Here is a 26,600-nt window from a genome sequence, read left to right as displayed (position 1 = left end):
CGCCACCCACGGCCACACGAACAACGCCTTCCCCAGCGAGACGAGCCCCCAGGCCAACCCATGCCCGAGCGGAGTCAGGACATGGCGGTAGAGCCAGGCGACCGGCAGGGCGACCCCGTACCGCCACAGACGGTCGAGCAGGAAGGAGACACCACGACCCAACGGCGCGAGGACCCACCGGTACACCCAGACGGCAGGCACCCCGACCCCGTACCGCGCCACCGGCACCACCACGTACCGCCACAGCACCACCCACGGCCACACGAACAGGACCTTGCCGAGCAGACCGAGCCCCCGCACCAGCCCGTGCCCGAGCGGGGTGAGGACATGGCGGTAGAGCCATGCGAGGGGCAGCGCGACCCCGTACCGCGCCACCGGCACCACCACGTACCGCCACAACGCCACCCACGGCCACACGAACAACGCCTTCCCCAGCGAGACGAGCCCCCAGGCCAACCCATGCCCGAGCGGAGTCAGGACATGGCGGTAGAGCCATGCCGCCGGGACCACCAGCGCGTAGTGGAGAGCCGGACGCACGGCCTGGCGCCACAGCCAGACCCAGGGCCGCACGAAGAGCGCCCGGCCCAGCCAGGCCAGGGCGCGGCCCGTCGGGCGGAGCACGGTGCGGTCGAGGGCGCGGGTGCCGACGACGAGGACGTCCCAGACCATCCGTACCGGAACGACGATCACCAGTACCACGATCCGCACCGGAATCCTGATGGCCGCTGTCAGACAACCCTCTGGCTCGTCCGGCCGGCGCTGGGGCTGAAGCTGGTGCTTCTCCATGCTCATGCCGAACATGACGCGACGGCCCGGCGGAGGGTTTCCCCTCCCGCCGGGCCGTCGCCGGAGTGTTACGCGACTACTTGACGACCGTCAGCGGCAGCAGCTTCTTGCCGGTGGGGCCGACCTGGATCTCGGTCTGCATCGCCGGGCACACGCCGCAGTCGAAGCACGGCGTCCAGCGGCAGTCCTCGACCTCCGTCTCGTCGAGGGCGTCCTGCCAGTCCTCCCAGAGCCAGTCCTTGTCGAGACCGGAGTCCAGGTGGTCCCAGGGCAGGACCTCCTCGTACGTGCGCTCGCGCGTCGTGTACCAGGCGACGTCGACGCCCATGTCGGGCAGCGTCTTGTCCGCGCACGCCATCCAGCGGTCGTACGAGAAGTGCTCGCGCCAGCCGTCGAAGCGGCCGCCGTCCTCGTACACCGCGCGGATGACGGCGCCGATCCGCCGGTCGCCGCGCGACAGCAGGCCCTCGACGATGCCGGGCTTGCCGTCGTGGTAGCGGAAGCCGATCGAGCGGCCGTACTTCTTGTCGCCGCGGATCTTGTCCCGGAGCTTCTCGAGACGGGCGTCCGTCTCCTCCGCCGACAGCTGCGGGGCCCACTGGAACGGGGTGTGCGGCTTCGGGACGAAGCCGCCGATGGAGACCGTGCAGCGGATGTCGTTCTGGCCGGAGACCTTGCGGCCCTCGGCGATGACCTTGACCGCCATGTCGCCGATCTGGAGAACGTCCTCGTCCGTCTCGGTCGGCAGGCCGCACATGAAGTACAGCTTCACCTGGCGCCAGCCGTTGCCGTACGCCGTCGAGACGGTCCGGATCAGGTCCTCCTCCGAGACCATCTTGTTGATGACCTTGCGCATGCGCTCGGAGCCGCCCTCGGGGGCGAAGGTGAGCCCCGAACGGCGGCCGTTGCGGGTCAGCTCGTTCGCGAGGTCCACGTTGAAGGCGTCGACACGGGTGGACGGCAGGGAGAGGCCGATCTTGTCCTCCTCGTACCGGTCCGCCAGGCCCTTCGCGATGTCACCGATCTCGGTGTGGTCCGCGGAGGAGAGGGAGAGGAGACCGACCTCCTCGAAGCCCGTCGCCTTGAGGCCCTTCTCGACCATCTCGCCGATGCCGGTGATGCTTCGCTCCCGCACGGGGCGCGTGATCATGCCGGCCTGGCAGAAACGGCAGCCGCGGGTGCAGCCGCGGAAGATCTCGACGGACATCCGCTCGTGGACCGTCTCGGCGAGCGGGACCAGCGGCTGCTTGGGGTAGGGCCACTCGTCGAGGTCCATGACGGTGTGCTTGGACACGCGCCACGGCACGCCGGAGCGGTTCGGGACGACACGGGCGATCCGGCCGTCGGCCAGGTACTCGACGTCGTAGAAGCCCGGGATGTAGACCGAGCCGGTCTTGGCGAGCCGGAGGAGGACCTCCTCGCGGCCGCCGGGGCGGCCCTCCGCCTTCCACGCGCGGATGATCTCGGTCATGTCGAGGACGGCCTGCTCGCCGTCGCCGATGATCGCCGCGTCGATGAAGTCCGCGATCGGCTCGGGGTTGAAGGCGGCGTGGCCTCCGGCGAGCACGATCGGGTGGTCGACGGTGCGGTCCTTCGACTCCAGCGGGATGCCCGCCAGGTCGAGGGCCGTGAGCATGTTGGTGTAGCCGAGCTCGGTGGAGAAGCTCAGGCCGAAGACGTCGAACGCGCCGACGGGGCGGTGGCTGTCGACCGTGAACTGCGGCACGCCGTGCTCGCGCATCAGCTCTTCGAGGTCCGGCCACACGCTGTACGTGCGCTCGGCCAGGACGCCCTCGCGCTCGTTCAGTACCTCGTAGAGGATCATGACGCCCTGGTTGGGCAGACCGACCTCGTACGCGTCCGGGTACATGAGCGCCCAGCGGACGTCGGCGGACTCCCACGGCTTGACCGTGGAGTTCAGCTCTCCACCGACGTACTGAATCGGCTTCTGCACGTGCGGGAGCAGAGCTTCGAGCTGCGGGAAGACAGACTCGGCAGCAGACATCTCGAACCTTCGTGAGCTGGCAGGGGGCGACTCTCAAGCGTACCCGGTGCTCAGTGGGTCAGCGCCGCCCTCAGTTCCGGGGCCGCCGCCCTGGCCCAGACCTGGGGAAACTCGCGTTCGCGGACCGCTCCGGCCGACTCCTCCTGGCCGTGGAGGAGTCCCCAGGTGAAGGCGGACTCGCCGGCCGCGTGCGCCTGGATCGCGAGGTCGCGCAGCGTCTCGCGGGCGACGACGCTGTCCTGGTGGTCGCCGAGGACGCTCTGGACGGCCTTGATCCGCTTGGCGAAGCGCTTGGCCGGCTTGCCGAGCGTGGGGCGGGCGGCGTCGGCGGCGTAGCGGGTGCGCTTGGCGGCCTTGCGGGCCTCGTGCATCGCGAGGTCGCGGTCGTGGCCGGGCGCGTGGGCGAGGGCGTGGTCGACGCGGCGGGCGAGGCGGTCGTAGTCCTTGAGGACCGCGCGGGAGAGGACGGGCACCGGGTCCTCGGCGGCGGCCTTGAGGAGGGGCGGGTCCGCCAGCAGCGCGTCGAGGGTGGCGAGGAGCGCGAGGTGGCGGTCGGAGTCGAGGGCGGCGAGGGCCTTGCGGTGGGCGTCGGCACTCGTGGCCGTGGACCAGACCTGCAGGCGGGCGTGGACGGGGCCGAGGACGAGGGTGTCGGGGATCGCGTCGACGCGGGTACGGAGGCGCTCGGCGAGGACCTCCTGGTCGCGTGAGAGGCCGAGCTCGCCGGCGAGCCACTTGAGCTCGTCGCCGACGGGGTCGGTGACGGTGCGGTCGAGGACCTTGCGGTACGTCTTGAACGCGCTGCGCAGGCGGCGGCAGGCGACGCGCATCTGGTGGACGGCGTCGGGGAGGTCGCGGCGGACGGCGGGGTCGAGGGCGATGATCGCCTCGATCTGCTCCCTCGCGTAGGAGAGGACGCGGCCGCCCGCGGTGTCCTCGTCCGGGAGGCCGGCATGGGCGGCGGATGAGGCGGGGGCGGCGTCGGCGTCGGTCTCGTCCTGATCCGACGTCTCCTCCAGCGCCCTCGCCAGCTTCGAAGGTGCCGACGAGGGGCGGATGCCCGCCTTCTTCAGGCGCTTCTCGACCGCGTCGAGGACGGACGGGTCCACGTCGTCGGCGAGTTCGACCTCGATCTCCGTCCAGGAGGCGCCGGGGCCCTTCGGGAGGCGCTTCGCGCGGACCGTGTCCACCGACACCTCGGCGAGCACGTTGCCCGAGTCGTCGAGCAGGTGCTGGACCTTGCGGGCGGAGCGGAGGCGGACGACGGGGACGACGTCCTCGTCACGGACGCGGGAGCGCAGGAGCGCCGCCAGGGACTCCGGGAGGGTGTCCGCGAGCGGGGCCCTGATCTCGTCGCGGATCCCGGACGAGACCGGGAACTTGAGGTGCCAGCCCTCGTCGGCGCCGCCCGTGCGGCAGCGCAGGGTGAGGGAGTCGGCGGCGAGGCGCAGGTCAGCCGTGTCGTAGTAGACGGCGTCGAGTTCGGCGACGCCCTGGTCGAGGACGGACGAGACTCCCCGTGCTCTGGTGAGGTCCGGGAGTCCCGTCCGCTCGGTGGCTTCGTACTTCCGCTCGATCTCGCGCTTCGTCTCCGCCGTCATACAAGGCTCCTAACCCTTCCGACGTCGGTCCATGCCCCCGCGGCGCCCCCGCTAGGCAGTTATCGGCCGCTGGACCCTGATCGACTGGAGCAGTCCGATCGCCACCCACACGGCGAACATCGACGAGCCTCCGTACGACACGAACGGCAGTGGCAGGCCCGCCACGGGCATGATGCCGAGCGCCATGCCGATGTTCTCGAAGGACTGGAACGCGAACCAGGCGATGATTCCGGCCGCGACGACGGTTCCGTACAGCTCGGTGGTCTCGCGGGCGATCCGGCAGGCACGCCAGAGGATGACGCCGATCAGCAGGATGATCAGTCCGCCGCCGAGGAAGCCGAGCTCCTCGCCCGCGACGCTGAAGATGAAGTCGGTCTGCTGCTCGGGCACGAACTGGCCGCTGGTCTGGTGGCCGTTGAAGAGTCCCGCCCCGTACAGGCCGCCGGAGCCGATCGCGATGCGCGCCTGGTTGGTGTTGTAGCCGACGCCCGCCGGGTCGAGCTCGGGGTTGGCGAAGGCGGCGAAGCGGTTGATCTGGTACTCGTCGAGGAGGCCGAGGGCCGTGACCGCGACCGCGCCCGCGACGCCGGTGCCGATGAGGCCGAGGACCCAGCGGTTGGACGCGCCGGAGGCCAGGAGCACCCCGAGCACGATGACGGCCATGACCATCACCGAGCCGAGGTCGGGCATCAGCATGACGATCCCCATGGGCAGCGCGGCGAGGGCCAGGGCCTTGGCGACGGTCCGGTGGTCGGGGTGCGCCTGGTCGCCGGCGTCGACCTTGGCGGCCAGCAGCATCGCCATGATCAGGATGATCGTGATCTTCACGAACTCGCTGGGCTGGAGCGAGAATCCGCCGCCGATCACGATCCACGCGTGGGCGCCGTTGATGGTCGCGCCGAGCGGGGTGAGGACGGCGAGGATCAGCAGGATCGAGATGCCGTAGAGGACCGGCACCGCGCCGCGCAGGGTGCGGTGGCCGAGCCACACGGTGCCGATCATCAGGGCGAGCCCGATGCCGGTGTTCAGGGCGTGGCGGAACAGGAAGTAGTACGGGTCGCCCTGGTTCAGCTCGGTCCGGCCGCGGGTGGCGGACCAGACGAGCAGGGAGCCGAGGAACGACAGCGCGAGGCTGGAGAGGAGGATCGGCCAGTCGAGCCGCCGGACCACCGAGTCGCGTGCGGTGAGCTTGGCGATCGGGCCGCGTTCGGGGGCGTAGCGGGAGACGGAGAAGCCGTGGGGTGCGGTCATCGGTCAGTCTCCCGTCCTGCCGGGCAGCGGCCCGTGGAGTGGCTCTTGTCCGCCGCCGGCATCGCCCGTCCCGGCTGCGTCGACCACCAGCTGTGACTTGGGGTCGTACGGCTTGACCTGCGGCGCGTCGATGGAGCCGTCGGGCTGGACCTTCGGCAGCGACTTCTGCGGCTGGGGCAGGAGGGCGCGCTTGAGGTCCTGGTTGCCCGCGTCGTCGAGGCCGTAGAGGGCGTCGTAGATGTTGCGGACGGCGGGGCCGGAGGCTCCGGAGCCCGTACCGCCCTGGGAGATCGTCATGACGATGGTGAAGTCGTCGGTGTAGGTGGCGAACCAGGAGGTGGTCTGCTTGCCGTACACCTGGGCGGTACCGGTCTTGGCCCGCATCGGGATCTTGTCCTGCGGCCAGCCGCCGAACCGCCAGGCGGCGGTGCCGCCGGGCTCGACGACGGAGCGCAGCCCCTTGTCGAGGTCGCTGATCGTCTTCGCGTCGACGGGCAGCCTGCCGTGGGACGTGGGCTTGATCTCCTTGACCGACTTGCCGTCGGGGCTGATCACGGCCTTGCCGATGGTCGGGTTGTAGAGGGTGCCGCCGTTGCTGATCGCCGCGTAGGCGGTGGCCAGCTGGACGGGCGTGATGAGGACGTCGCCCTGTCCGATGGAGAAGTTGATGCTGTCGTAGGCCTTCAGCTGGTTGCCTTCGAGGCAGCTCTCGTAGGCGATCTGCTCGACGTAGGTGCCGCCCTTCTTGCCCTGCTTGCACCAGGCGTCCTTGTTGGCCTCCCAGAACCTCTGCTTCCACTGGCGGTCCGGGATCCGGCCCTTGACCTCGTTGGGCACGTCGATGCCGGTCTCGGAGCCGAAGCCGAAGTCGTGGGCGGTCCGGTAGAACCAGTCGTGGGCGTCCTTCTTGGGCTTGAGGCCGCCGTCGCGGCTCCACTCCTGGTGGCCCAGGCGGTAGAAGACCGTGTTGCAGGAGTACTTGAGGGCGTCTCCGAGGGTGATGGGGCCGTGCCCCTGGGACTCGAAGTTCGCGAAGCTCCGGTTGCCCATGCTGTAGGAGCTGCTGCAGAGGTACTTGTCGTCGAAGTCGTAGCCGGCCCGTACGGCCGCGCTCGCCGACACCACCTTGAAGACGGAGCCGGCGGGCGCCTGGCCCTGGATGGCCCGGTTGAGCAGCGGGTAGTTGGAGTCCTTGCTGGTGAGCCGGCTGTAGTCCTTGCCGGAGATGCCGCCGACCCAGGCGTTGGGGTCGTAGTCGGGCTGGGAGGCCATCGCGACGACGCGGCCGGTCCTGGACTCCATGACGACGACGGCGCCCGAGTCGGCCTCGTACTTACGGCCGGTGATCTTGTCGGTCTCGCCCCGGACCAGCTTCATCGCCTGCGCGAGCTCGTACTCGGCGACCGACTGGACCCGGGCGTCGATGCTGGTGACGAGGGTGGCGCCGGGCACGCCCGCCTCGGACTGGGTCTGGCCCATGACGCGGCCGACCTTGTCGACCTCGTAGGACGTGACGCCGGCCTTGCCGCGCAGCTCCTTGTCGTAGGTGCGCTCGATGCCGGAGCGGCCGACCTGGTCGGAGCGCAGGTGCGGCGAGTCGGTGTCCTTGGCCTTCTGGATCTCCTCGTCGGTGACCGGCGAGAGGTAGCCGAGGACCTGCGCGGTGCGCGCGTTGCCGGGGGCGGCGTAGCGGCGTACTGCGGTGAGTTCTGCGGTGATGCCGGGGAAGTCCTCGGTGCTCTCCCGGATCCGGAGCGCCTGCTGTGTGGTGGCCTCGTCGGTGATGGGGATCGGCTGGTAGGGGGAGCCGTTCCAGCAGGGCTGCGGGGTCTGGGAGTCGCAGAGCCTGACCTTGTCCATGACCTCCTTGGGCTCCATGCCCAGGACGCCCGCGAGCCGGGTGAGGACCGCCTTGCCGTCGTCCTTCATCTTCATGAGGTCGGTGCGGGACGCCGAGACCACGAGCCGGGTCTCGTTGTCGGCGAGCGGGACCCCGCGGGCGTCGAGGATCGCGCCGCGGACGGCGGGCTGGACGACCCGCTGGACGTGGTTGCTCTTCGCTTCCTCGGTGTACTCCTTGCCGTTGCGGATCTGGAGGTACCAGAGGCGCCCGCCGAGGGTGAGGAGCAGGGAGAAGACCAGGATCTGGATGATGACGAGCCGGACCTGGACCCTGGGGGTCCGTCCGGTCTCCGGGATGTTGCTCATGCTGCCGTTGCCCCCTCGGTCACAGTCGCTTGACTCCCTTGATGCGTCCGGCGCGTGCCGCTCTCGTACGGGCGGCCTTGACGCGCAGGCCACCACGCTGGGTCCCGATCTGGAGGCCCGTGCCCGAGCTCAGCCAGCCGGAGGCGACGTCGGTCGCGCCCCCGGAGGTGTCGGCGAGCGGGTCGTTCTCGGCGCGCCGGGCCAGCGCCATGATCAGCGGCACGGTGAAGGGCGCGAGGAGGAGGTCGTAGATCGCCGCGGTGAGCAGCAGGAAGCCGAGGCCGACATGGCGGGCGGCGGTGTCGCCGACGAGGGCGCCGACGCCCGCGTACAGCAGGGTGGAGCCCAGCGCCGCGGCGACGACGACGGCCATCGGGCCGCTTGCGGACTTCAGCTTGCCGTTGTCGGGGCGGGCGAGTCCGGCGAGGTAGCCGATGACGCAGAGGACCAGGGCGTAGCGGCCGGCGGCGTGGTCGGCGGGCGGGGCGAGGTCGGAGAGGAGTCCGGCCCCGAAGCCGATGAGGGAACCGCTGACCGGCCCGTACACGAGTGCGAGGCCGAGGACGGTCAGCAGCACGAGGTCGGGCACCGCGCCGGGGAGCTGGAGGCGCGCGAGGACGGAGACCTGGACGACCAGGGCGACGACGACGAGAGTGCTGGAGAGCAGGATCCGGTTGAACTTCACGTCTGGTCCCCCTGCTGCTCGTCCTCGGGCCTCTGGCCCGGCTGCTGTTCCCGTCCCGGCTGCTGCTGTCCCGGCTGCTGGTTCCCCGTCTCGCCCTGCGGCTGCTGCCCCTCCGGCGGCGGCGGGGTGACCGTGACGGTGACGGTCGGGGCCGGCTTGGGCTTGGGCGGCAGGACCGTGTCGCGGGGGTTGGTCCGCGGGGCCTGGACGACGACGCCGACGATGTCGAGCTTGGAGAAGCCGACGTACGGACGGACGTAGACGTTCCGGGTCAGGCCGCCGCCCAGCGGGTCGACGCGGACGACCTCGCCGACCGGGACGCCGGCCACGAAGGGCTTGTTCGCCTGCGAGCCGAAGGTGACGAGCCGGTCGCCGGTCTTCACCTTCGCCTTGCCGTTGAGGAGCTGGACGAGGAGCGGGCCGTTGCCCTGCCCGGTGGCGAAGCCGAGTTCGTCCGAGTTCTCCATGCGGGTGCCGACGGTGAAGTCGGGGTCGTTGGCGAGGAGCACGGTCGCGGTGGAGGGCCCGACGGTGGTCACGCGGCCGACGAGACCGGAGCCGTTCAGCACGGTCATGTCCCGCTCGATGCCGTCGTCGGCTCCGGCGTCGATGGTGACGGTCCAGGAGAAGCCCTGGGCCGCTCCTATGGCGATGACCTCGGCGCCCTTGATGCCGTACTGGCCCGCGCCCGCCGTCTTGAGCAGGGAGTCCAGCTCACGGACGCGGCTGCGGTTGCGGTCGTCGCTGCCGAGCTTGGCCTTGAGGGCGGCGTTCTCGCGTTCGAGCGTGGCGATCCGGTCGTGCCGCTCGCCGGAGTCGCGCACCGCCCCTATGGCGTTCCCGATGGGGTCGACGGCTGCCGCGACCCCGTTCTCGACCGGTCCGAAGACCGCTGCGGCCGCCTGACGGGCGCCGTCGACCGGTGACTCCTCGCCGCCGCGGATGTCCACCGTGATCAGTGCGAACGCGATGGCGATCAGCAGCACCAGGAGCAGCCGGCTCTCTCGTGTGTCCCTCACGTGCGGCGGCCGTGCCTTTCCTCTTGGTTCGGTTGTTCCGTGCGGATTGTGGCGTTATATCAACGATCCTCTGTACGGGGGCTCTTGCCACCCGTACAGAGGAATCGAGGCGAATGGGTGCGCACTTGTCACCGGCGCGGCTGGGCGTCCAGGACCTGCTGGAGGGCCTCGAACTCCTCGACGCACTTGCCCGACCCCAGAGCCACGGAGTCCAGCGGATCCTCGGCGATGTGGATCGGCATCCCGGTCTCGCGGCGCAGCCGCTCGTCCAGGCCGCGCAGCAGCGCGCCGCCACCCGTGAGAACGATGCCGCGGTCCATCACGTCACCGGAGAGCTCGGGCGGGCACTTGTCGAGCGTCGTCTTCACGGCGTCGACGATGGCGTTGACCGGCTCCTCGATGGCCTTGCGGACCTCTGCGGCCGAGATGACCACGGTCTTGGGCAGACCGGAGACGAGGTCACGGCCGCGGATCTCGGTGTGCTCGTCCTTGTCGAGGTCGTAGGCCGAGCCGATGGTGATCTTGATCTGCTCGGCGGTGCGCTCACCGAGGAGGAGCGAGTACTCCTTCTTGATGTGCTGGATGATCGCGTTGTCGAGCTCGTCGCCGGCCACCCGGATCGACTGTGCCGTGACGATTCCGCCGAGGGAGATCACGGCGACCTCGGTGGTGCCGCCGCCGATGTCGACGACCATGTTGCCCGTGGCCTCGTGGACCGGCAGGCCCGAGCCGATGGCCGCGGCCATGGGCTCCTCGATGATGTGCACCTGGCGGGCGCCGGCCTGGGTCGAGGCCTCGATGACGGCGCGGCGCTCCACTCCGGTGATGCCGGAGGGCACGCAGACGACGACCCGGGGGCGGGCCAGGTAGCGGCGCTTGTGGATCTTGAGGATGAAGTAGCGGAGCATGCGCTCCGTGATCTCGAAGTCGGCGATGACACCGTCCTTCAGGGGGCGCACGGCCACGATGTTGCCGGGCGTACGCCCGATCATCTTCTTGGCCTCGGCGCCGACTGCCAGGATGCCGCCGGTGTTGGTGTTGATAGCGACGACGGACGGCTCGTTGAGGACGATGCCGCGCCCCCTGACGTACACCAGCGTGTTGGCAGTCCCGAGGTCGATAGCCATGTCACGGCCGATGAACGACATTGAGTTCCCCTTGTTTCCCATGAGGATGCGTCGAGCCTTCCCAATCGGAGCGTTGACGGCTTCTCAGGTAGGCGAGGTGGTGGGTGTTCGAGTGCTGCGGCGTGGAGTTTTCCATCGTAGTGCCGCCCACGCGGATACCGCGCGGTGGATCCACCTCTGTACAGGTGACGACAGGACGCAGCGATGCGTTCCCGATCGCTTCGTTCATATGCCCTGGGGCGACCGAAATTCCTTCGGTCGCCCCAGGTCTTTACGGAGGATGGCTGACACCGGGTCAGAACGGGACGAACCGGTCAGCCCCGGATCACGCCAGGCCGGGGAAGAAAATCTTCATTTCCCGAATGGCGGACTCCTCGGAGTCCGAGGCGTGGATCAGGTTCTCGCGGACGATGGTGCCGAAGTCGCCACGGATGGATCCGGGGGCGGCGGCGATCGGGTCGGTCGGGCCCGCGAGGGTACGCAGACCCTCGACGACGCGCTCGCCCTCGACGACCAGGGCGACGACGGGGCCGGACTGCATGAAGCCCATCAGCGGCTCGTAGAAGGGCTTGCCCTTGTGCTCGGCGTAGTGCTGCTCCAGCGTCTCCTGGCTCAGCTCGCGCAGTTCGAGCGCGGGGATGGTCCAGCCGGCCTTGCGCTCGATACGGCCGATGATCTCGCCGATCAGGCCACGGCGGACGGCGTCGGGCTTGAGCAGGACGAGCGTGCGCTGGCTCACGGTGGAGCTCCTTCAAATCCGGTGTGCGGGATTCAGAGGCTACAGGGCCCGGACCGCCGCCGATTACGCAGCGTCAAGCCCTCCCGAAGCGTGCCGCCCGGGGCCGTGGCCCGGGCCCCACGCCACGCCCCGCACGCGCCCGCCGGTCCGGGGCGGAGCGGTGACCCCGGCGACTCGGCGCCGAAGCCGCGGCGCGGCACCGGGCCCGGAGCATCGGCCCGCCGGCCCCGCTGCGGCGTGGAGCCGGCATCACCGCGGCCCGGCGCCGCCGGCACCACCGCGGCGCGGCACCGGGCCCTGCGGCCCGGCGCGCGTCCCGCGGCTTCGGCCTCGCGGGTCAGGTCGTCTCCGGCTCCGGGTGGGCCTCCGCCTGGGCGGCCCAGCGGGCCTTCGCCTCGTCGATCTTGGCGCCGTAGTGGCACGAGGCCCACCACAGCCCGGCGAACGTCGCACCGAGGAAGAACATCACCGGCAGGACGAAGCCGCTCGCGATCAGGGCGACCTGCAGCGCCCAGCCGAGCTGGACACCGCCCGGGCGCGTGAGCATCCCGCACAGCAGGACCGACAGCAGCATCCCGGCGCCGCAGACCCACCAGACCGTGGACGTCGACAGGCTGTCGTCCTTCATGGCGACGAGCCCGGCGAAACCGATCACGAAGAACTCGCCGATCAGCGTCGAGGCACAGAGCGTACGCATCCGATTCAGCGCCTTCCGAGCAGCAGCCGGGCGTCCCCGACCGTGAAGATCGAACCGGTCACGAGCACACCCGCGCCGGCGTACTCGCCCTCTTCCTCCGCGAGCGTGATGGCGGCCTCGATCGCGTCGTCCAGACGCGGCTCGACGACCACCCGGTCCTCGCCGAAGACCTCCACGGCGATCGCCGCGAGGGCGTCCACGTCCGTGGCGCGGGGGCTGGAGTTCGCCGTGATCACGACCTCGGCGAAGATCGGCTCGAACGCTTCGAGCAGCCCCCTCGCGTCCTTGTCGGAGCTGGTGGAGACCACGCCGATGAGCCGGGAGAAGCCGAACGACTCGCTGACACCGTCCGCCGTGGCCCGCGCGCCGTGCGGGTTGTGCGCCGCGTCCAGGACGACCGTCGGGGACTTGCGGACGACCTCCAGACGGCCCGGGGAGGAGACCGAGGCGAAGGCGCGCCGTACGGTCTCGACGTCCAGGGTGCGGGCGTGCTCCGCGCCGATCCCGAAGAACGCCTCGACCGCCGCCAGGGCGACCGCCGCGTTGTGCGCCTGGTGCGCGCCGTACAGCGGCAGGAAGAGCTCCTCGTACTCGCCGCCGAGCCCGCGCAGGGTCAGCAGCTGACCGCCGACCGCGACCTCCCGGGAGGTGACGCCGAACTCCATGCCCTCGCGGGCCACGGTCGCGTCGACCCCGACGGCCTTCTTCAGCATCACCTGCGCCGCGTCCACCGGCTGCTGGGCCAGGATGACCGTCGCGCCCTGCTTGATGATCCCGGACTTCTCGCCCGCGATCTCACCGGGCGTACCGCCGAGGCGGTCGGTGTGGTCCAGGTCGATCGGGGTGACGACGGCGACCTGGGCGTCGATCACGTTCGTGGCGTCCCAGGTGCCTCCCATGCCGACCTCGACGACCGCCACGTCCACCGGGGCGTCGGCGAAGGCCGCGTACGCCATTCCGGTGAGGACCTCGAAGAAGGAGAGCCGGTACTCCTCGCGGGAGTCGACCAGCTCGACGTACGGCTTCACGTCCTGGTACGTCTCGATGAACCGCTCGGCGGAGATCGGCGCGCCGTCCAGGCTGATGCGCTCGGTGATCGTCTGCACGTGCGGCGAGGTGTACCGGCCGGTGCGGAGGTCGAAGGCGGCGAGGAGCGCCTCGATCAGCCGGGCCGTGGACGTCTTGCCGTTCGTACCGGTGATGTGGATCGAGGGGTACGCGCGCTGCGGCTCGCCGAGGACGTCCATCAGCGCCGCGATACGCGTCACCGAGGGCTCCAGCTTGGTCTCGCCCCAGCGGGACGACAGCTCGGTCTCGACCTCGCGCAGCGCCCTGTCCACCTCCGGGTCGGCGGGCCGGGCGGGCACGGGGTCGCCCTGGGGCGGACCGGCCTGGGCGCGCAGCGTGCGGCTGCCCGCCTCGATCACCGCCAGGTCGGGGTCTCGGTCGGTCTCGGCGGCGACGATGTCGTCGAACTGGTCGGACTGCTCGGACTCGTCGAACTGGTCGCGGGGCTCACTCACGAGCCCAGTCTACGGAGGGGCACCGACAGGAATACGGACCCACCCCTTTCGGGACTTTCGCCCCACCGCCTGCGGGGCTACGCCGGGGCGAAACCCGTCGGCAGCAGGGCCGTCACGGCGTACGTGGTGCCGTGGACGCCCGCGGTGAGCGTGCCGCCCATGCTCGTGACGCGCTCCCCCATGGAGAACAGGCCCGTGCCGGTCGAGACGGGGGCGCGGTCCGGCGGGGACGCGGGGAGCGGGTTGCGGACGTCGATCCGCAGATCACGGCCCGTCACCGCGACGGCCACCGTCACCGGCAGGCCCGGCGCGTGCTTGGCAGCGTTGGTCAGGCACTCCTGGACCACCCGGTGGACGGCCGCCTGCCGCAGCGGCGAGAGCGCCTTGGCCTCCTCGTCGACCGTGAGCTCGACCGGGCTGCCCATCCGCTCGCTCTCGTCCGCGAGCGCCGCGAGCCCTTCGAGGCCCGGAGTCGCCGCGTCGTGGTCCGCACGGCGCACGATCGTCTCGTTCAGCATGTGGTGGGCCCGCCGCGCGGTGTCCGCGAGCTCCTCGAAGTCCTTCACGTGCTCCTCGCCCCGGGCCCGTACGGCGAGCACCTCGGCACGCACCGCGAGCACGGTCAGCTCGCGCCCCACCAGGTCGTGGACGTCCCGGCCGACCGAGATCCGCTCCTCCTGCACCGCCTGCCGCGCCGCGGACTCGGCGCGCTGGGACTCCAGGGCGCGCACCAGGTCCTGCCGGTACGCGGCGATGCCGACGCCGGCCGCGAGCACGCCGATGGGGACGACGAGGCTGAGGAAGTCGCTGAGCGTGTCGCCGTGGCGGGCGGGCCACCCCGGAGTGTGGAAGAGCGCGTACGCCACGGCGACGTAGAGCACCGTGGCGACGACGGCCGCCCTCCGGCCCCGGAACCGGCCGAGCGAGTACAGGGCGAACTGGATCATCGTCAGCTCGTGCAACCAGCCCATCAGAGCGAGCGCCACCAGATACGGGATCCAGGGCAGCCGGCGCCGCAGCACCAGCGTGGCCGCGCCGGCGGCCAGCACGAGGGTCGCGGTGACCCCGGTCAGCGAGTTGTCGGCCCGCGCGAGCCCGGGCACGTCCAGGACCATCAGGGCGAAGGCGGCGACCGCGGCAATGACGTCGAGAGCGGTCGGCGAGACGGCCCACCGGTCCACGCGGCGGCGCAGCGCGGGGAAGGCGGGACGTCGGGACATGCCCTCCATCATGCAAGGTCCTTGGACCCGGAGCGGATGACTTAGGTCACAAGTCGTGTGATATCGCGCACTCCGGACAAAAGAGAAGGGCCCGGAACCGAACCGGTCCCGAGCCCTTCCCCCATACGCCTTACGCGTGACGCCTGACGCGATACGCCTTACGCCTGCGGCAGCCGGTCCAGCTGCGCCTGGATACGGGCGATGTCCTCGTCCGCCTTGGCGAGCCGCGTGCGGATCTTGTCGACCACGTTGTCCGGCGCCTTCGCCAGGAACGCCTCGTTGCCGAGCTTCCCGTTCGCCTGCGCCTTCTCCTTCTCCGCGGCCGCGAGGTCCTTGGCGAGGCGCTTGCGCTCCGCCGCGACGTCGATCGTGCCGGACAGGTCGAGCGCGACCGTGGCACCGGCGACCGGCAGGGAGGCGGTGGCGGAGAAGCCCTCGCCCTCCGGCTGGAGCCGCAGCAGCTGACGGATGGCCGGCTCGTGCGGGGCGAGCGCGGTGCCGGCCAGCTCCAGCCGGGCCGGGACCTTCTGGCCCGGCTGCAGGCCCTGGTCCGAACGGAACCGGCGGACCTCGGTGACGACCTGCTGGACCAGCTCGATCTCCTTCTCCGCGGCCTCGTCGCGGAAGCCGGAGTCGGTGGGCCAGTCGGCGATGACGACGGACTCCTTGCCGGTCAGCGTGGTCCAGAGCGTCTCGGTGACGAACGGGACGACCGGGTGGAGCAGCCGCAGCATCACGTCCAGGACCTCGCCGAGGACCCGGCCGGAGACCTTGGCGCCCTCGCCGCCCGCGAAGAACGTCGTCTTCGACAGCTCGACGTACCAGTCGAAGACCTCGTCCCACGCGAAGTGGTAGAGCGCGTCGGCGAGCTTCGCGAACTGGTAGTCGTCGTAGAACGCGTCGACCTCGGCGACCGTCTTGTTGAGCCGCGAGAGGATCCAGCGGTCGGTCGCCGACATCTCCGACGGGTCCGGCAACGGGCCCTCGACCGTCGCGCCGTTCATCAGCGCGAAGCGGGTCGCGTTCCAGATCTTGTTGGCGAAGTTCCGGGAGGCCTTGACCCAGTCCTCGCCGATCGGGACGTCGACGCCCGGGTTGGCGCCGTTGGCCAGGGTGAAGCGGACGGCGTCGGAGCCGTACTCGTCCATCCAGTCCAGCGGGTTGACCGCGTTGCCGAAGGACTTCGACATCTTCTTGCCGAACTGGTCGCGGACCATGCCGTGCAGGGCGATGGTGTGGAACGGCGGGGTGCCGTCCATCGCGTACAGGCCGAACATCATCATCCGGGCGACCCAGAAGAAGAGGATGTCGTAGCCGGTGACCAGGACGGAGTTCGGGTAGAACTTCGCGAGGCTGTCGGTCCGCTCCGGCCAGCCGAGCGTGGAGAACGGCCACAGGCCGGAGGAGAACCAGGTGTCCAGGACGTCCGTGTCCTGGCGCCAGCCCTCGCCGGACGGCGGCTGCTCGTCCGGTCCGACGCAGACGATCTCGCCGTTCGGGCCGTACCAGACCGGGATGCGGTGGCCCCACCACAGCTGGCGCGAGATGCACCAGTCGTGCAGGTTGTCGACCCAGTCGAAGTACCGCTTCTCCATCTCCTGCGGGTGGATCTTGACCTTGCCGTCGCGGACCGCGTCACCGGCGGCCTTGGCGAGCGGGCCGACCTTGACCCACCACTGCATCGACAGGCGCGGCTCGATGGTCGTCTTGCAGCGCGAGCAGTGGCCGACGGAGTGGACGTACGGACGCTTCTCGGCGACGATCCGGCCCTCGGCGCGCAGCGCGGCGACGATGGCGGAGCGGGCCTCCAGCCGGTCCAGGCCCTGGAAGGGGCCGTGGGCGGTGATGACGGCGCGCTCGTCCATGACGGCGAGGTTCGGCAGGCCGTGGCGCTGACCGATCTCGAAGTCGTTCGGGTCGTGCGCCGGCGTCACCTTGACGGCGCCGGTGCCGAACTCGGGGTCGACGTGCTCGTCGGCGACGACCGGGATGCGGCGGCCGGTCAGCGGCAGCTCGATCTCGGTGCCGACCAGGTGCTTGTACCGCTCGTCGTCCGGGTGGACGGCGACGGCGGTGTCACCGAGCATCGTCTCGGCGCGGGTGGTGGCGACGACGATGGACGCGTCACCCTCGCCGTAGCGGATGGAGACGAGCTCGCCGTCGTCATCCTGGTACTCCACCTCGATGTCCGAGATGGCCGTCAGACAGCGCGGGCACCAGTTGATGATGCGCTCGGCGCGGTAGATCAGCTCGTCGTCGTAGAGCTTCTTGAAGATGGTCTGGACGGACTGCGAGAGCCCCTCGTCCATGGTGAACCGCTCGCGGGACCAGTCGACGCCGTCACCGAGGCGCCTCATCTGGCCGGAGATCTGACCGCCGGACTCGGCCTTCCACTGCCAGACGCGCTCGACGAACGCCTCACGGCCGAGGTCGTGGCGGGACTTGCCCTCCTTGGCGAGCTCGCGCTCGACGACGTTCTGGGTCGCGATGCCGGCGTGGTCCATGCCCGGCTGCCACAGCACCTCGTACCCCTGCATCCGCTTGCGGCGGGTGAGGGCGTCGATCAGCGTGTGCTCGAAGGCGTGGCCCAGGTGGAGCGAGCCGGTGACGTTCGGCGGCGGGATGACGATGGTGTACGGCGGCTTGTCGCTGTTCTCGTCGGCCTCGAAGTAACCACGCTCTACCCAGCGCTCGTACAGCTTCCCCTCTACTTCGGCCGGCGCGTACTGGGTCGGCAGTTCGGGGTTGGGGCTGCTGGGTGTCTGCGTGTTCTCGGTCACGGGGTCAGTTTAGGGGTGCCGCGGGGTTGTCTCGAAACTCGATTGTTCCGTAACGGTGTGGGCCCCGCTGCCCCTGCGGGACATGGCTTCCGACAGGATGTTCGTTACGCATAAACATCCTGTGAGGGGAACCTGTCCATGAGCTACAACCAGCCGGGCCCGTACGGCGGTCAGCCTCAGCAGCCCGGACCGTACGGTCAGCCGGGCCAGCCCGGCCCGTACGGCCAGCCGCCGCAAGCGCCGCAGCCCGGCTACGGCTACCCGCAGCAGGCGCCCCAGGGCGTGCCGCCTCAGCAGCCGTACGGTTACCCGCAGCAGCAGGGCTACGGCCAGCAGCCCCCGTACGGCCAGCAGCCGCAGTACGGCGGCCCGCAGGGCCCCGGCGGGTACATGCCGCCCCCGCCGCCGGCCCCGAAGAAGAAGACGGGCCTGATCATCGGCGCATCGGTCGTGGCCCTGGCCCTGGTCGCGGGCGGCGCCTGGTACTTCACCGCGGGCGGCGGCGGCTCGTCCGTCGCGGATGACGGCCCGCACAAGCTGATCACGCCGGAGACGGTCCTCACGGAGTACAAGAAGGCGCCGGACAGCAGCAGCGGGGGCGACAAGGACTCGCTCAAGGAGGCCCAGCAGAACGGCGTGAAGAACGCCAAGGACGTCCGCGCCGCCTACCAGGTGAAGGACCCCAACAACCCGCTCGGCACGAAGATGATCTCGTTCAGCGGTCTCTACGGCGAGATCGACGACCCCGAGCAGGTGGTCGACACCGTCTTCGCCAGCATCAAGAAGGAGGCCGAGAAGGACAAGGGCAAGCCGGACGAGCCGCAGCTTGTCGGCAGCCCCGAGAGCTACGAACCCGCTGAACTCGACGGAGCCGTCCTCAAGTGCCAGCAGGCCAAGAGCGAGGCCAACGCGGCCGAGTCCACGCCGGCGTTCACCATGTCGATCTGTGTGTGGGCCGACCACAGCACGGTGGGCTTCGTGGTTCCGATGGACATGGGCTCGATGATGACCGGCAAGGCGGGCTCCGCTGCTGACGCCGCGAGCCTCACGGCCAAGCTCCGCAAGGAGGTCCGCGTCAAGGCGTGATGCCTGAGGCGGAACGCGAAGGGGCGCCTCCCGGCCGGGAGGCGCCCCTTCCTGATTCAACTACGCGGCGCCTACGCGCTCTTCTCGTGGCGGCCGTCGTTCTTCACGATCCGCGGCACCAGCGTCGGGTTCACGTTGTTGTGGACGACGTCCGCCGTGATGACCACGCGGGCCACGTCCTTGCGGGACGGGACCTCGTACATCACCGACATCAGGACCTCTTCCATGATCGCGCGCAGGCCGCGCGCTCCCGTGCCGCGGAGGATCGCCTGGTCGGCGATGGCCTCCAGGGCCGGGCGGTCGAAGTCCAGCTCCACGCCGTCGAGTTCGAAGAGGCGCTGGTACTGCTTCACCAGCGCGTTGCGCGGCTCGACGAGGATCTTGAGCAGGGCCTCGCGGTCCAGGTTGTGGACCGAGGTGATCACGGGGAGACGGCCGATGAACTCCGGGATCATCCCGAACTTCACCAGGTCCTCCGGCATGACCTCCTGGAACTGGTCGCTCGCCTCGATCTCGCGCTTCGAGCGGATCGTCGCCCCGAAGCCGATGCCCTTGGCGCCCGCGCGCGACTCGATGATCTTCTCCAGGCCGGCGAAGGCGCCGCCCACGATGAAGAGCACGTTCGTCGTGTCGATCTGGATGAACTCCTGGTGCGGGTGCTTCCGGCCGCCCTGCGGCGGGACGGAGGCCGTCGTGCCTTCCAGGATCTTCAGGAGGGCCTGCTGCACGCCCTCGCCGGAGACGTCACGCGTGATCGACGGGTTTTCGCTCTTGCGGGCGACCTTGTCGATCTCGTCGATGTAGATGATCCCGGTCTCGGCCTTCTTGACGTCGTAGTCGGCCGCCTGGATCAGCTTGAGCAGGATGTTCTCGACGTCCTCGCCCACATAGCCGGCCTCCGTCAGCGCCGTCGCGTCGGCGATGGCGAACGGGACGTTGAGCATGCGCGCCAGCGTCTGGGCCAGCAGCGTCTTGCCGGAGCCCGTGGGACCCAGCAGCAGGATGTTGGACTTCGCCAGCTCGATGGCGTCGTCACGGCCCGCCCCGCCGCCGTTCTCGCCGGCCTGGACGCGCTTGTAGTGGTTGTACACCGCGACCGAGAGGGCCTTCTTCGCGGGCTCCTGCCCGACGACGTACCCCTCGAGGAACTCGTAGATCTCGCGGGGCTTGGGAAGTTCTTCCCAGCGCACCTCGCTCGTCTCGGCGAGTTCCTCCTCGATGATCTCGTTGCAGAGGTCGATGCACTCATCGCAGATGTACACACCGGGTCCCGCGATGAGCTTCTTCACCTGCTTCTGGCTCTTTCCGCAGAACGAGCACTTGAGCAGATCGCCGCCATCACCGATGCGTGCCACGAGGTGCTTCCCCTTCGCCTGGGAGTCGCTTGGTTCAGCGACTCCTGGTGCCTCATATTCGACGGTACCTTGCCGGGCCCCCCGTTCGGGCCCCCCTTGGCACGGTTCACATGGTCGTGATTCGGCCACGTGGACCGTGCCAGGGGAAGGTCGAGCGTCAGGCTGCCGCGGCGGCCGTGCTCTTGCGGGTCGAGACGATCTGGTCGACCAGGCCGTACGCCAGGGCGTCCTCGGCCGTGAGGATCTTGTCGCGCTCGATGTCGTCGCGGATCTTCTCGATCGGCGTGGAGGAGTGCTTGGCCAGCATGTCCTCCAGCTGCGTGCGCATGCGCAGGATCTCGTTGGCCGCGATCTCCAGGTCGGAGAGCTGCTCACGGCCGGTGCCGCCCGAGGGCTGGTGGATCAGCACGCGGGCGTTCGGCAGGGCCATCCGCTTGCCGGGCGTACCGGCGGCGAGCAGCACGGCCGCGGCGGAGGCCGCCTGGCCCATGCAGACCGTCTGGATGTCCGGCTTCACGAACTGCATCGTGTCGTAGATGGCCGTGAGGGCGGTGAAGGAGCCGCCCGGGCTGTTGATGTAGATGGAGATGTCGCGGTCCGGGTCCATCGACTCCAGGCACAGCAGCTGCGCCATGACGTCGTTGGCGGAGGCGTCGTCGATCTGCACGCCGAGGAAGATCACGCGCTCCTCGAAGAGCTTCGCGTACGGGTCGTACTCGCGGATGCCCTGCGAGGTGCGCTCGACGAAGCGCGGGACCACATACCGGTTGTCCATCGGCGCGCCGGTGTAGAGGCCGCTCGGGGAGAGGTTGTTCTGCATCTGGATGTTCACCGTCCTGGTGGCGTTCGGCGGGGGCTGGGGCTCTTCAGCGGCTGCCGGGCTCAGGCGCCCGTGCCGCCGCCGCCGGGAACGCCCGCGGCGTGGGTGATGATGTCGTCGATGAGGCCGTAGTTCTTGGCCTCCTCCGCCGTGAACCAGCGGTCGCGGTCACCGTCGCGGATGATCGTCTCGACGGTCTGACCGGAGTGGAGCGCGGTGATCTCGGCCATGCGCTTCTTCGTGCGGAGGAGGTACTCGGCCTGGATCTTGATGTCCGAGGCGGTGCCGCCGATGCCGGCGGAGCCCTGGTGCATCAGGACGTCGGTGTTCGGCAGCGCGAAGCGCTTGCCGGCGGTGCCGCCGGTGAGCAGGAACTGGCCCATGGAGGCCGCCATGCCCATACCGATGGTGACGACGTCGTTCGGGATGTACTGCATGGTGTCGTAGATGGCCATGCCGGCCGTCACGGAGCCACCGGGGCTGTTGATGTAGAGGTAGATGTCCTTCTCCGGGTCGGCGGCCAGGAGGAGCATCTGCGCGGTGATCTTGTTGGCGATCTCGTCGTCGACCTGCTGGCCGAGGAAGATGATGCGCTCGCCGAGCAGCCGGTTGTAGACATGGTCGCCGAGGCCACCACCGATGGACGGCTCACCCGCGGCGTAAGGCTTCAGATTCGTCACGTATCCACCTGCTCGTCTCCGACGGCCCCCAGGCCGTCTCAGCGTCTCGTTCTGAGGGCAGTGCCCTCGTATTCATGGACCCTAACGCGCAGGTAGGACAACGCCATCCCGGTTCCCGAACTGTTCGCTGGGAGCGCAAGGTTGTCAGGGGCGCGCGGGGGCCCGTACGGGGCGTGCGTACGGGGCCTGAATCCGGTCGTCGGCGCAGGTCCCGCGTACGGGCACGGGCCCGGCGCACAGCAGTGCGTCCGGGCCCGTGGACCTGCGGTTCAGCGCGAGGCTCAGGCCTCGTTCTTCTCCTCGGCGACCTCGGCCTCGCCGGTGACGGCCTCGACCGCCTCCGTGGCGGCCTCGGTCTCGTCCTCGTCGTCCTCGAGGTCGACGACCTCACCGTTGGTGTCGACGACCTTGGCGGACTCGACGACGACCGCGAGGGCCTTGCCGCGGGCGACCTCGCCGACGAGCATCGGCACCTGGCCACCCTCGACGACGGCCTGGGCGAACTGGTCGGGGGACATGCCGGAGGAGGCGGCGCGGCGCATGAGGTGCTCGGTGAGCTCCTCCTGGCTGACGTTCAGCTTCTCCTTGTTGACGAGCTCATCGAGGATGAACTGCGTCTTGATGCCCTTCTCGGCCTGCTCCTTGGTCTCCGCCAGGAACTCTTCCTCGGTCTTGCCCTGGATCTCCAGGTACTTCTCGAGGGTCAGGCCCATCTGGCCGAGCTGGTGGTGCTCCAGGTTGTGCTTGCGGGTGTTGATCTCGTCCTCGAGCAGCTTCTCGGGCATCGGGACGTCCGCCAGCTTCAGCAGCTCGTCGAGGACGCGCTCCTGGGCCTGGGTGGCCTGGTCGAACTGCTTCATGTTCTCGAGGCGCTTACGGCTGTCGGCCTTGAGCTCGTCGAGGGTGTCGAACTCCGACGCGAGCTGCGCGAAGTCGTCGTCCAGCTCGGGGAGCTCACGGGCGGCGACGGCGGTGACCTTGACGGCCACCTCGGCGTCCTTGCCCTCGGCGGAGCCGCCCTTCAGCTGCGAGGTGAAGGTGGCCTCGCCGCCGGCCTCCAGGCCGGTGACGGCCTCGTCGATGCCGTCGAGGAGCTCGCCGGAACCGATGGTGTACGAGACGCCCTGGGCGACACCGTCGGGCAGGACCTCGCCGTCGACCTTGGCCTCGAGGTCGATGGTGACGACGTCACCCTCGGCGGCGGCGCGCTCGACCGGGTTGGTGGAGGCGAAGCGCTCGCGCAGCTGCTCCACGGACTTCTCGACGTCCTCGTCGGTGACCTCGACCGCGTCGACGGTGACCTCGATGCCGGAGTAGTCCGGGATCTCGATCGTCGGGCGGATGTCGACCTCGGCGGTGAAGGCCAGCAGCTCGCCGTCCTTCAGCTCCGTGATGTCGACCTCGGGCTGACCCAGCGGGTTGACCTCGGCCTCGTTGACGGCCTCGGTGTAGAACTTCGGGAGCGCGTCGTTGACGGCCTCTTCCAGCACCGCACCGCGACCGAACCGCTGGTCGATCACACGAGCCGGGATCTTGCCCTTGCGGAAGCCCTTGACCGTGACCTGCTGGTTGATCTTCTTGTACGCCGCGTCGAGGCTGTCCTTGAGCTCCTCGAAGGGCACCTCGACAGTGAGCCGAACCCGGGTCGGGTTCAGGGTCTCCACGGCGCTCTTCACGGTTCGGTCTCCTTGGTGGCTGATTCTTGGATTCTGCCGGTGCCGCTTGGTGGCGGTTCCGGCCGATCGGCCCGGTCAGAGAGACACACGGGCACGCAGCTTGCATAGTAACCGCAAGCGGGATGAGGCCCACAACGCGATCATGCGATCCATGATCTTGCTGGTCGGGGTGGCGGGATTTGAACCCACGGCCTTCCGCTCCCAAAGCGGACGCGCTACCAAGCTGCGCCACACCCCGTCGGTGCGACACGTAGGGTACATGTACGGAGACAGTGCGACGCCCCCTCTGTGAAGGGGTGTGCGGGGACCGCCCGGGACCCGCTACGATGCTGTCCGTGCCGCGGCCCTCGTGACCTGCGGCGCGACGTTTGCGGGCGTAGCTCAATGGTAGAGCCCTAGTCTTCCAAACTAGCTACGCGGGTTCGATTCCCGTCGCCCGCTCCATACGGCTCAGGGCCAGGTCAGAGGTTCGTCCTCCCACCTGGCCCTGATGCGTTCCCGATGCCGGAGCCGCCGTACGGCCGCAGAATGGCAATGTCCCTGTGTGCCCTCTGTTTCCGTCGTACCGGAGGCGGCCGTGAAGGATCTGAAGTTCGAGCAGAAGCGCTCGCTGTCCCGGATCGAGGCGGCGGATCAGCTGACCGCACTGGCGGAAGCGCTGCGGAAGGGCGGCGAGGCGGAGCTGCAGTTCGGCTCCGGCACGCTGAGTCTGCGGATCCCCGACGACGTCCGCAGCGAGGTGGAGTTCGAGGTGAGCGACGGGGAGATCGAGCTGGAGATCGAGTTCACCTGGCCGACGGGGCGGCACCGGAGGGCCTCGGCGCCCGCGGCGGCACCCGCGGAGGCGGAGAAGCCCGCCCGGAGCCGTAAGGCCGCGCCGGCCAAGCGCACACGGACGAAGCGGACCGCCGCGAAGACGGCGTGAGCCGCGCGGGGTCCGCTGTGTGCGCGCCCGGACGTGCGCCGGGCGCCCAGCGCCGTAGGTCGTGCGCCGTACGTCGTGCGCCTGCGCGTGCGCCGTACGGCGTGCGCCGGCTCAGAACTTGATCGAGCCCACGGTCTGCGTTATCGAGTCGAGGAAGCGCTGGATGTCGTCGGCCATGCCCGTGGAGGCGAGGAAGAAGCCGAAGAGCACCGCGACGACGGCCGGGCCGCCCTTCAGGTTTCCGCCGCGGATCAGCACCACCAGGATGATCGCCAACAGCAGCACCACAGATAGAGAAATGGCCACAACTGATCACACCCTCGGTCGGTCCCACCTTGCCGCCCGGGAGCGCACGTCACAGAACACCCCCGCTGCATCCATCGTGCCACCAACTTCTTGCCCACCGGCGCCGGGTGACGAATCGTCGGCGTAGGAATCGAGCCAACCCGCGTCGATTCGTCCTGATCGTCGCGGGTGGTGTCAGCCGCCGGAGAGGCCGAGCAGCCCGCGCACGGTGGCGTACTTCGCGGTCAGCCTGGTCCGGGTCGGCTCGTCGAGAACGGCGAGGCGGGCCGGGTCGGCGTTGTGCGCGAGGTCGGCCTCCTTGACTAGCAGGGCGCCGGGGACCGCGAGGATCCGTCCGGTGTACGACTCCAGGTCCTCGCCCGGACGCTTGGTGAGGGCGAGGACCATGTCCTTGACGGCGCGCGGGAGTTCGGCCGATTCCAGCCACTCCGGCGAGAGCGCGTCGTCCTCGACGGAGTCGTGCAGCCAGGCCGCCGCGATCTGCTCCTCGCTGCCGCCCCTGGCCCGTACCCCCTCGGCCACCGCTCGCAGATGCTCGGCGTACGGGCGGCCCGCCTTGTCGGTCTGGCCCTCGTGGGCCGCGACGGCGAGGGACTCGACCTGGGCGAGGGTGAGGTGAGGCATGGCGCCGACTCTACGGTGCGGATCCGCCGAGGACGGCGGTCATCGTTGTCGGCGCCGGCGTTCGGCGCGCGCTCCGTGCTCTGCGCGGTGGTCCATCCGCCGGCGTCGGTGACGATGCCGAGGCCGGTCGGTCCGGCGCCGCACTCCGGTCAGCTCGACGGCGGCGCCGCCCGGCGGGCTGGGGCGCTTGGCGCGGCGCAGGGCCATGGCCGTTCCACCGTGGTTCGTGACGATGTCTCGAAGTGACGGATCCGGGCAGGTCAGGGACCGTGGCGGCGGCCGGCCGATCAACGGTTGGCACCCCGTTCGGGGGGATCTCAGGTCTGGCGGCTGATGAGGAGCAGCGCGCGGTCGTCGTTGACGTCCTTGGCGCAGGCCTCGATGAGGTGCCAGGCCGCGCCCTCGAAGCCCGAGGCGACGTAGCGGTCCGCCTCGCCCGTGAGGCGGTCGATGCCCTCGGCGATGTCCCGGTCGGCGGCCTCGACGAGTCCGTCGGTGAACAGCATCAGGACGTCGCCGGGCTGGAGCGAGCCCTTGACGGGATGGAACTCGGCGCCGTCGTAGACGCCGAGCAGCGGGCCCTCGCCGGACTTCTCCTCCCAGCGGCCGGTGCCCGCGTGGAGCTGGAGCGCGGGCAGGTGGCCGGCGGAGAGGAGTTCGTAGTCGCCCGACTCCAGGTCGAGGACGAGGTGGATGGAGGTGGCGAAGCCCTCGTCCCAGTCCTGGCGCAGCAGATAGCCGTTGGCGGCCGGCAGGAAGCCGTGCGGCGGCAGCGAGCCGAGCAGTCCGCCGAAGGCCCCGGAGAGCAGCAGTGCGCGCGAGCCGGCGTCCATGCCCTTGCCGGAGACGTCCGTCAGGAGGACTTCCAGGGTCCGGCCGCCCTGGGTGCGGGCGGCGACGACGAAGTCGCCCGAGAAGGACTGTCCGCCGGCCGGGCGGAGTGCCATCTCGCGGTGCCAGCCCTTGGGGAGCCGGGGCAGGGCGCTCTGCGCCCGGATCCGTTCGCGCAGGTCGAAGAGCATGGTGCCGCCGCGCCGCCAGGGCACGCCGACGCGGGCCCTGAACTGGGCGATGAGCAGCCCGAAGAGTCCGCAGGCGGCGACGACCAGGACCGTTCCCGGGGTGACCCGGGCGGGGCCCTGGGTGTACGGGCCGAGGACGACGGACTCGACGATCAGGGCGCCCGCTGCGGCCGCGTACAGCCCGAGCAGGCTCGCGGGACGCAGCAGCAGTCCGCCGGCGACGATCGGCAGGACGAGCGCGGCGGGCGCGCACCACACCGGGTCGGCGAGGGTGCCGACGGTGATGGCCGGGATCGTCAGCAGCAGTCCGGCGAAGGCGACCCAGTCGGAGCCCTCGCCCCGGAAGTAGTCGACACCGGATTTGCGCAGGGAGATGCGGACCCGGTGTGCGCTCCTGCGCAACCGGGCCGAGTACGAGGCGACACCCACGCGACTTCCCATTGGCCTGGACCCTATCCACCCGGT

Annotated in this window: 21 protein-coding genes, 2 tRNA genes and 1 pseudogene; 3 read left to right on the top strand and 21 right to left on the bottom strand. The window is 69.9% G+C overall.

What is annotated here, in order from left to right:
- The 13 genes and pseudogenes from ACF1G2_RS07435 to ACF1G2_RS07375 form a co-directional block, all read right to left on the bottom strand.
- Positions 1-708 (bottom strand): annotated as a pseudogene (locus ACF1G2_RS07435) (hypothetical protein); the annotation flags it as partial.
- Positions 709-862: 154 nt separating this feature from the next.
- Positions 863-2,791 carry a TIGR03960 family B12-binding radical SAM protein gene (locus ACF1G2_RS07430; RefSeq protein ID WP_391797343.1) on the bottom strand — a complete coding sequence of 643 codons (1,929 nt, stop codon included), beginning with the start codon at positions 2,789-2,791 and terminating at the stop codon, positions 863-865.
- 50 nt (positions 2,792-2,841) lie between these two features.
- Positions 2,842-4,392, bottom strand: coding sequence for a CHAD domain-containing protein (locus ACF1G2_RS07425; RefSeq protein WP_391797342.1), 1,551 nt, complete (start codon positions 4,390-4,392; stop codon positions 2,842-2,844).
- 51 nt (positions 4,393-4,443) lie between these two features.
- Positions 4,444-5,643 (bottom strand): rod shape-determining protein RodA, encoded by a 1,200-nt coding sequence (gene rodA / locus ACF1G2_RS07420; RefSeq protein ID WP_391797341.1) that lies wholly within the window; start codon positions 5,641-5,643, stop codon positions 4,444-4,446.
- A gap of 3 nt (positions 5,644-5,646) precedes the next feature.
- Complete coding sequence (gene mrdA, locus ACF1G2_RS07415) at positions 5,647-7,851, bottom strand: penicillin-binding protein 2 (protein ID WP_391797340.1); 2,205 nt, start codon at positions 7,849-7,851, stop codon at positions 5,647-5,649.
- 19 nt (positions 7,852-7,870) lie between these two features.
- The gene (mreD, locus tag ACF1G2_RS07410; RefSeq protein ID WP_391797339.1) at positions 7,871-8,536 is read right to left on the bottom strand and encodes a rod shape-determining protein MreD; all 666 of its coding nucleotides are present in this window, start codon (positions 8,534-8,536) and stop codon (positions 7,871-7,873) included.
- Entirely contained in the window at positions 8,533-9,555 is a 1,023-nt protein-coding gene (mreC, locus tag ACF1G2_RS07405) for a rod shape-determining protein MreC (RefSeq protein ID WP_391797338.1), read from the bottom strand. Before mreC ends, mreD begins: the two co-directional genes overlap by 4 nt.
- A 128-nt stretch (positions 9,556-9,683) precedes the next feature.
- On the bottom strand, positions 9,684-10,703 hold the full coding sequence (locus ACF1G2_RS07400; RefSeq protein WP_030317599.1) for a rod shape-determining protein: 1,020 nt from the start codon (positions 10,701-10,703) through the stop codon (positions 9,684-9,686).
- 304 nt (positions 10,704-11,007) lie between these two features.
- Positions 11,008-11,421: a nucleoside-diphosphate kinase gene (ndk, locus tag ACF1G2_RS07395; protein ID WP_391797337.1), complete on the bottom strand. Its 414-nt coding sequence runs from the start codon at positions 11,419-11,421 to the stop codon at positions 11,008-11,010.
- 337 nt (positions 11,422-11,758) lie between these two features.
- Positions 11,759-12,118 (bottom strand): DUF4233 domain-containing protein, encoded by a 360-nt coding sequence (locus ACF1G2_RS07390; RefSeq protein ID WP_391797336.1) that lies wholly within the window; start codon positions 12,116-12,118, stop codon positions 11,759-11,761.
- 5 nt (positions 12,119-12,123) lie between these two features.
- Entirely contained in the window at positions 12,124-13,641 is a 1,518-nt protein-coding gene (locus ACF1G2_RS07385) for a bifunctional folylpolyglutamate synthase/dihydrofolate synthase (protein ID WP_391797335.1), read from the bottom strand.
- A gap of 77 nt (positions 13,642-13,718) precedes the next feature.
- The gene (locus ACF1G2_RS07380; RefSeq protein WP_391797334.1) at positions 13,719-14,861 is read right to left on the bottom strand and encodes a sensor histidine kinase; all 1,143 of its coding nucleotides are present in this window, start codon (positions 14,859-14,861) and stop codon (positions 13,719-13,721) included.
- A gap of 158 nt (positions 14,862-15,019) precedes the next feature.
- Positions 15,020-17,641 carry a valine--tRNA ligase gene (locus tag ACF1G2_RS07375; protein ID WP_391797333.1) on the bottom strand — a complete coding sequence of 874 codons (2,622 nt, stop codon included), beginning with the start codon at positions 17,639-17,641 and terminating at the stop codon, positions 15,020-15,022.
- Positions 17,642-17,779: 138 nt separating this feature from the next.
- Here ACF1G2_RS07375 and ACF1G2_RS07370 point away from each other — a divergent pair, with 138 nt between their 5' ends.
- The gene (locus ACF1G2_RS07370) at positions 17,780-18,727 is read left to right on the top strand and encodes a hypothetical protein (protein WP_391797332.1); all 948 of its coding nucleotides are present in this window, start codon (positions 17,780-17,782) and stop codon (positions 18,725-18,727) included.
- Positions 18,728-18,798: 71 nt separating this feature from the next.
- Here ACF1G2_RS07370 and clpX read toward each other — a convergent pair whose 3' ends face one another.
- The 5 genes from clpX to ACF1G2_RS07345 all read right to left on the bottom strand — a co-directional run bounded on the left by clpX (position 18,799) and on the right by ACF1G2_RS07345 (position 23,496).
- Positions 18,799-20,082 carry an ATP-dependent Clp protease ATP-binding subunit ClpX gene (clpX, locus tag ACF1G2_RS07365; RefSeq protein WP_137989313.1) on the bottom strand — a complete coding sequence of 428 codons (1,284 nt, stop codon included), beginning with the start codon at positions 20,080-20,082 and terminating at the stop codon, positions 18,799-18,801.
- 157 nt (positions 20,083-20,239) lie between these two features.
- On the bottom strand, positions 20,240-20,902 hold the full coding sequence (locus ACF1G2_RS07360; RefSeq protein ID WP_352187947.1) for an ATP-dependent Clp protease proteolytic subunit: 663 nt from the start codon (positions 20,900-20,902) through the stop codon (positions 20,240-20,242).
- A 62-nt stretch (positions 20,903-20,964) separates the two neighbouring features.
- Positions 20,965-21,582, bottom strand: coding sequence for an ATP-dependent Clp protease proteolytic subunit (locus tag ACF1G2_RS07355; RefSeq protein WP_318106825.1), 618 nt, complete (start codon positions 21,580-21,582; stop codon positions 20,965-20,967).
- A gap of 281 nt (positions 21,583-21,863) precedes the next feature.
- On the bottom strand, positions 21,864-23,258 hold the full coding sequence (gene tig / locus ACF1G2_RS07350; RefSeq protein ID WP_391797331.1) for a trigger factor: 1,395 nt from the start codon (positions 23,256-23,258) through the stop codon (positions 21,864-21,866).
- 161 nt (positions 23,259-23,419) lie between these two features.
- Positions 23,420-23,496 (bottom strand) — tRNA-Pro (locus ACF1G2_RS07345).
- Between the two features lie 132 nt (positions 23,497-23,628).
- Between ACF1G2_RS07345 and ACF1G2_RS07340 the strand changes: the two genes are divergently transcribed.
- Positions 23,629-23,702, top strand: a tRNA-Gly gene (locus tag ACF1G2_RS07340).
- A gap of 100 nt (positions 23,703-23,802) precedes the next feature.
- Positions 23,803-24,183, top strand: coding sequence for an amphi-Trp domain-containing protein (locus ACF1G2_RS07335; protein ID WP_391797330.1), 381 nt, complete (start codon positions 23,803-23,805; stop codon positions 24,181-24,183).
- Positions 24,184-24,294: 111 nt separating this feature from the next.
- Here ACF1G2_RS07335 and ACF1G2_RS07330 read toward each other — a convergent pair whose 3' ends face one another.
- The 3 genes from ACF1G2_RS07330 to ACF1G2_RS07320 form a co-directional block, all read right to left on the bottom strand.
- Positions 24,295-24,489 (bottom strand): hypothetical protein, encoded by a 195-nt coding sequence (locus tag ACF1G2_RS07330; protein ID WP_030684996.1) that lies wholly within the window; start codon positions 24,487-24,489, stop codon positions 24,295-24,297.
- Positions 24,490-24,663: 174 nt separating this feature from the next.
- Positions 24,664-25,113 (bottom strand): HD domain-containing protein, encoded by a 450-nt coding sequence (locus tag ACF1G2_RS07325; RefSeq protein ID WP_391797329.1) that lies wholly within the window; start codon positions 25,111-25,113, stop codon positions 24,664-24,666.
- Between the two features lie 317 nt (positions 25,114-25,430).
- Positions 25,431-26,576, bottom strand: coding sequence for a PP2C family protein-serine/threonine phosphatase (locus tag ACF1G2_RS07320; protein WP_391797328.1), 1,146 nt, complete (start codon positions 26,574-26,576; stop codon positions 25,431-25,433).
- Positions 26,577-26,600 lie beyond the last annotated feature (24 nt).

This window comes from Streptomyces sp. NPDC013457 (assembly GCF_043089925.1).
In the GTDB taxonomy this organism is placed as follows: domain Bacteria; phylum Actinomycetota; class Actinomycetes; order Streptomycetales; family Streptomycetaceae; genus Streptomyces.
The sequence above is the reverse complement of the archived record's forward strand: the minus strand, read 5'-3'. Positions and strand labels throughout refer to the sequence as shown.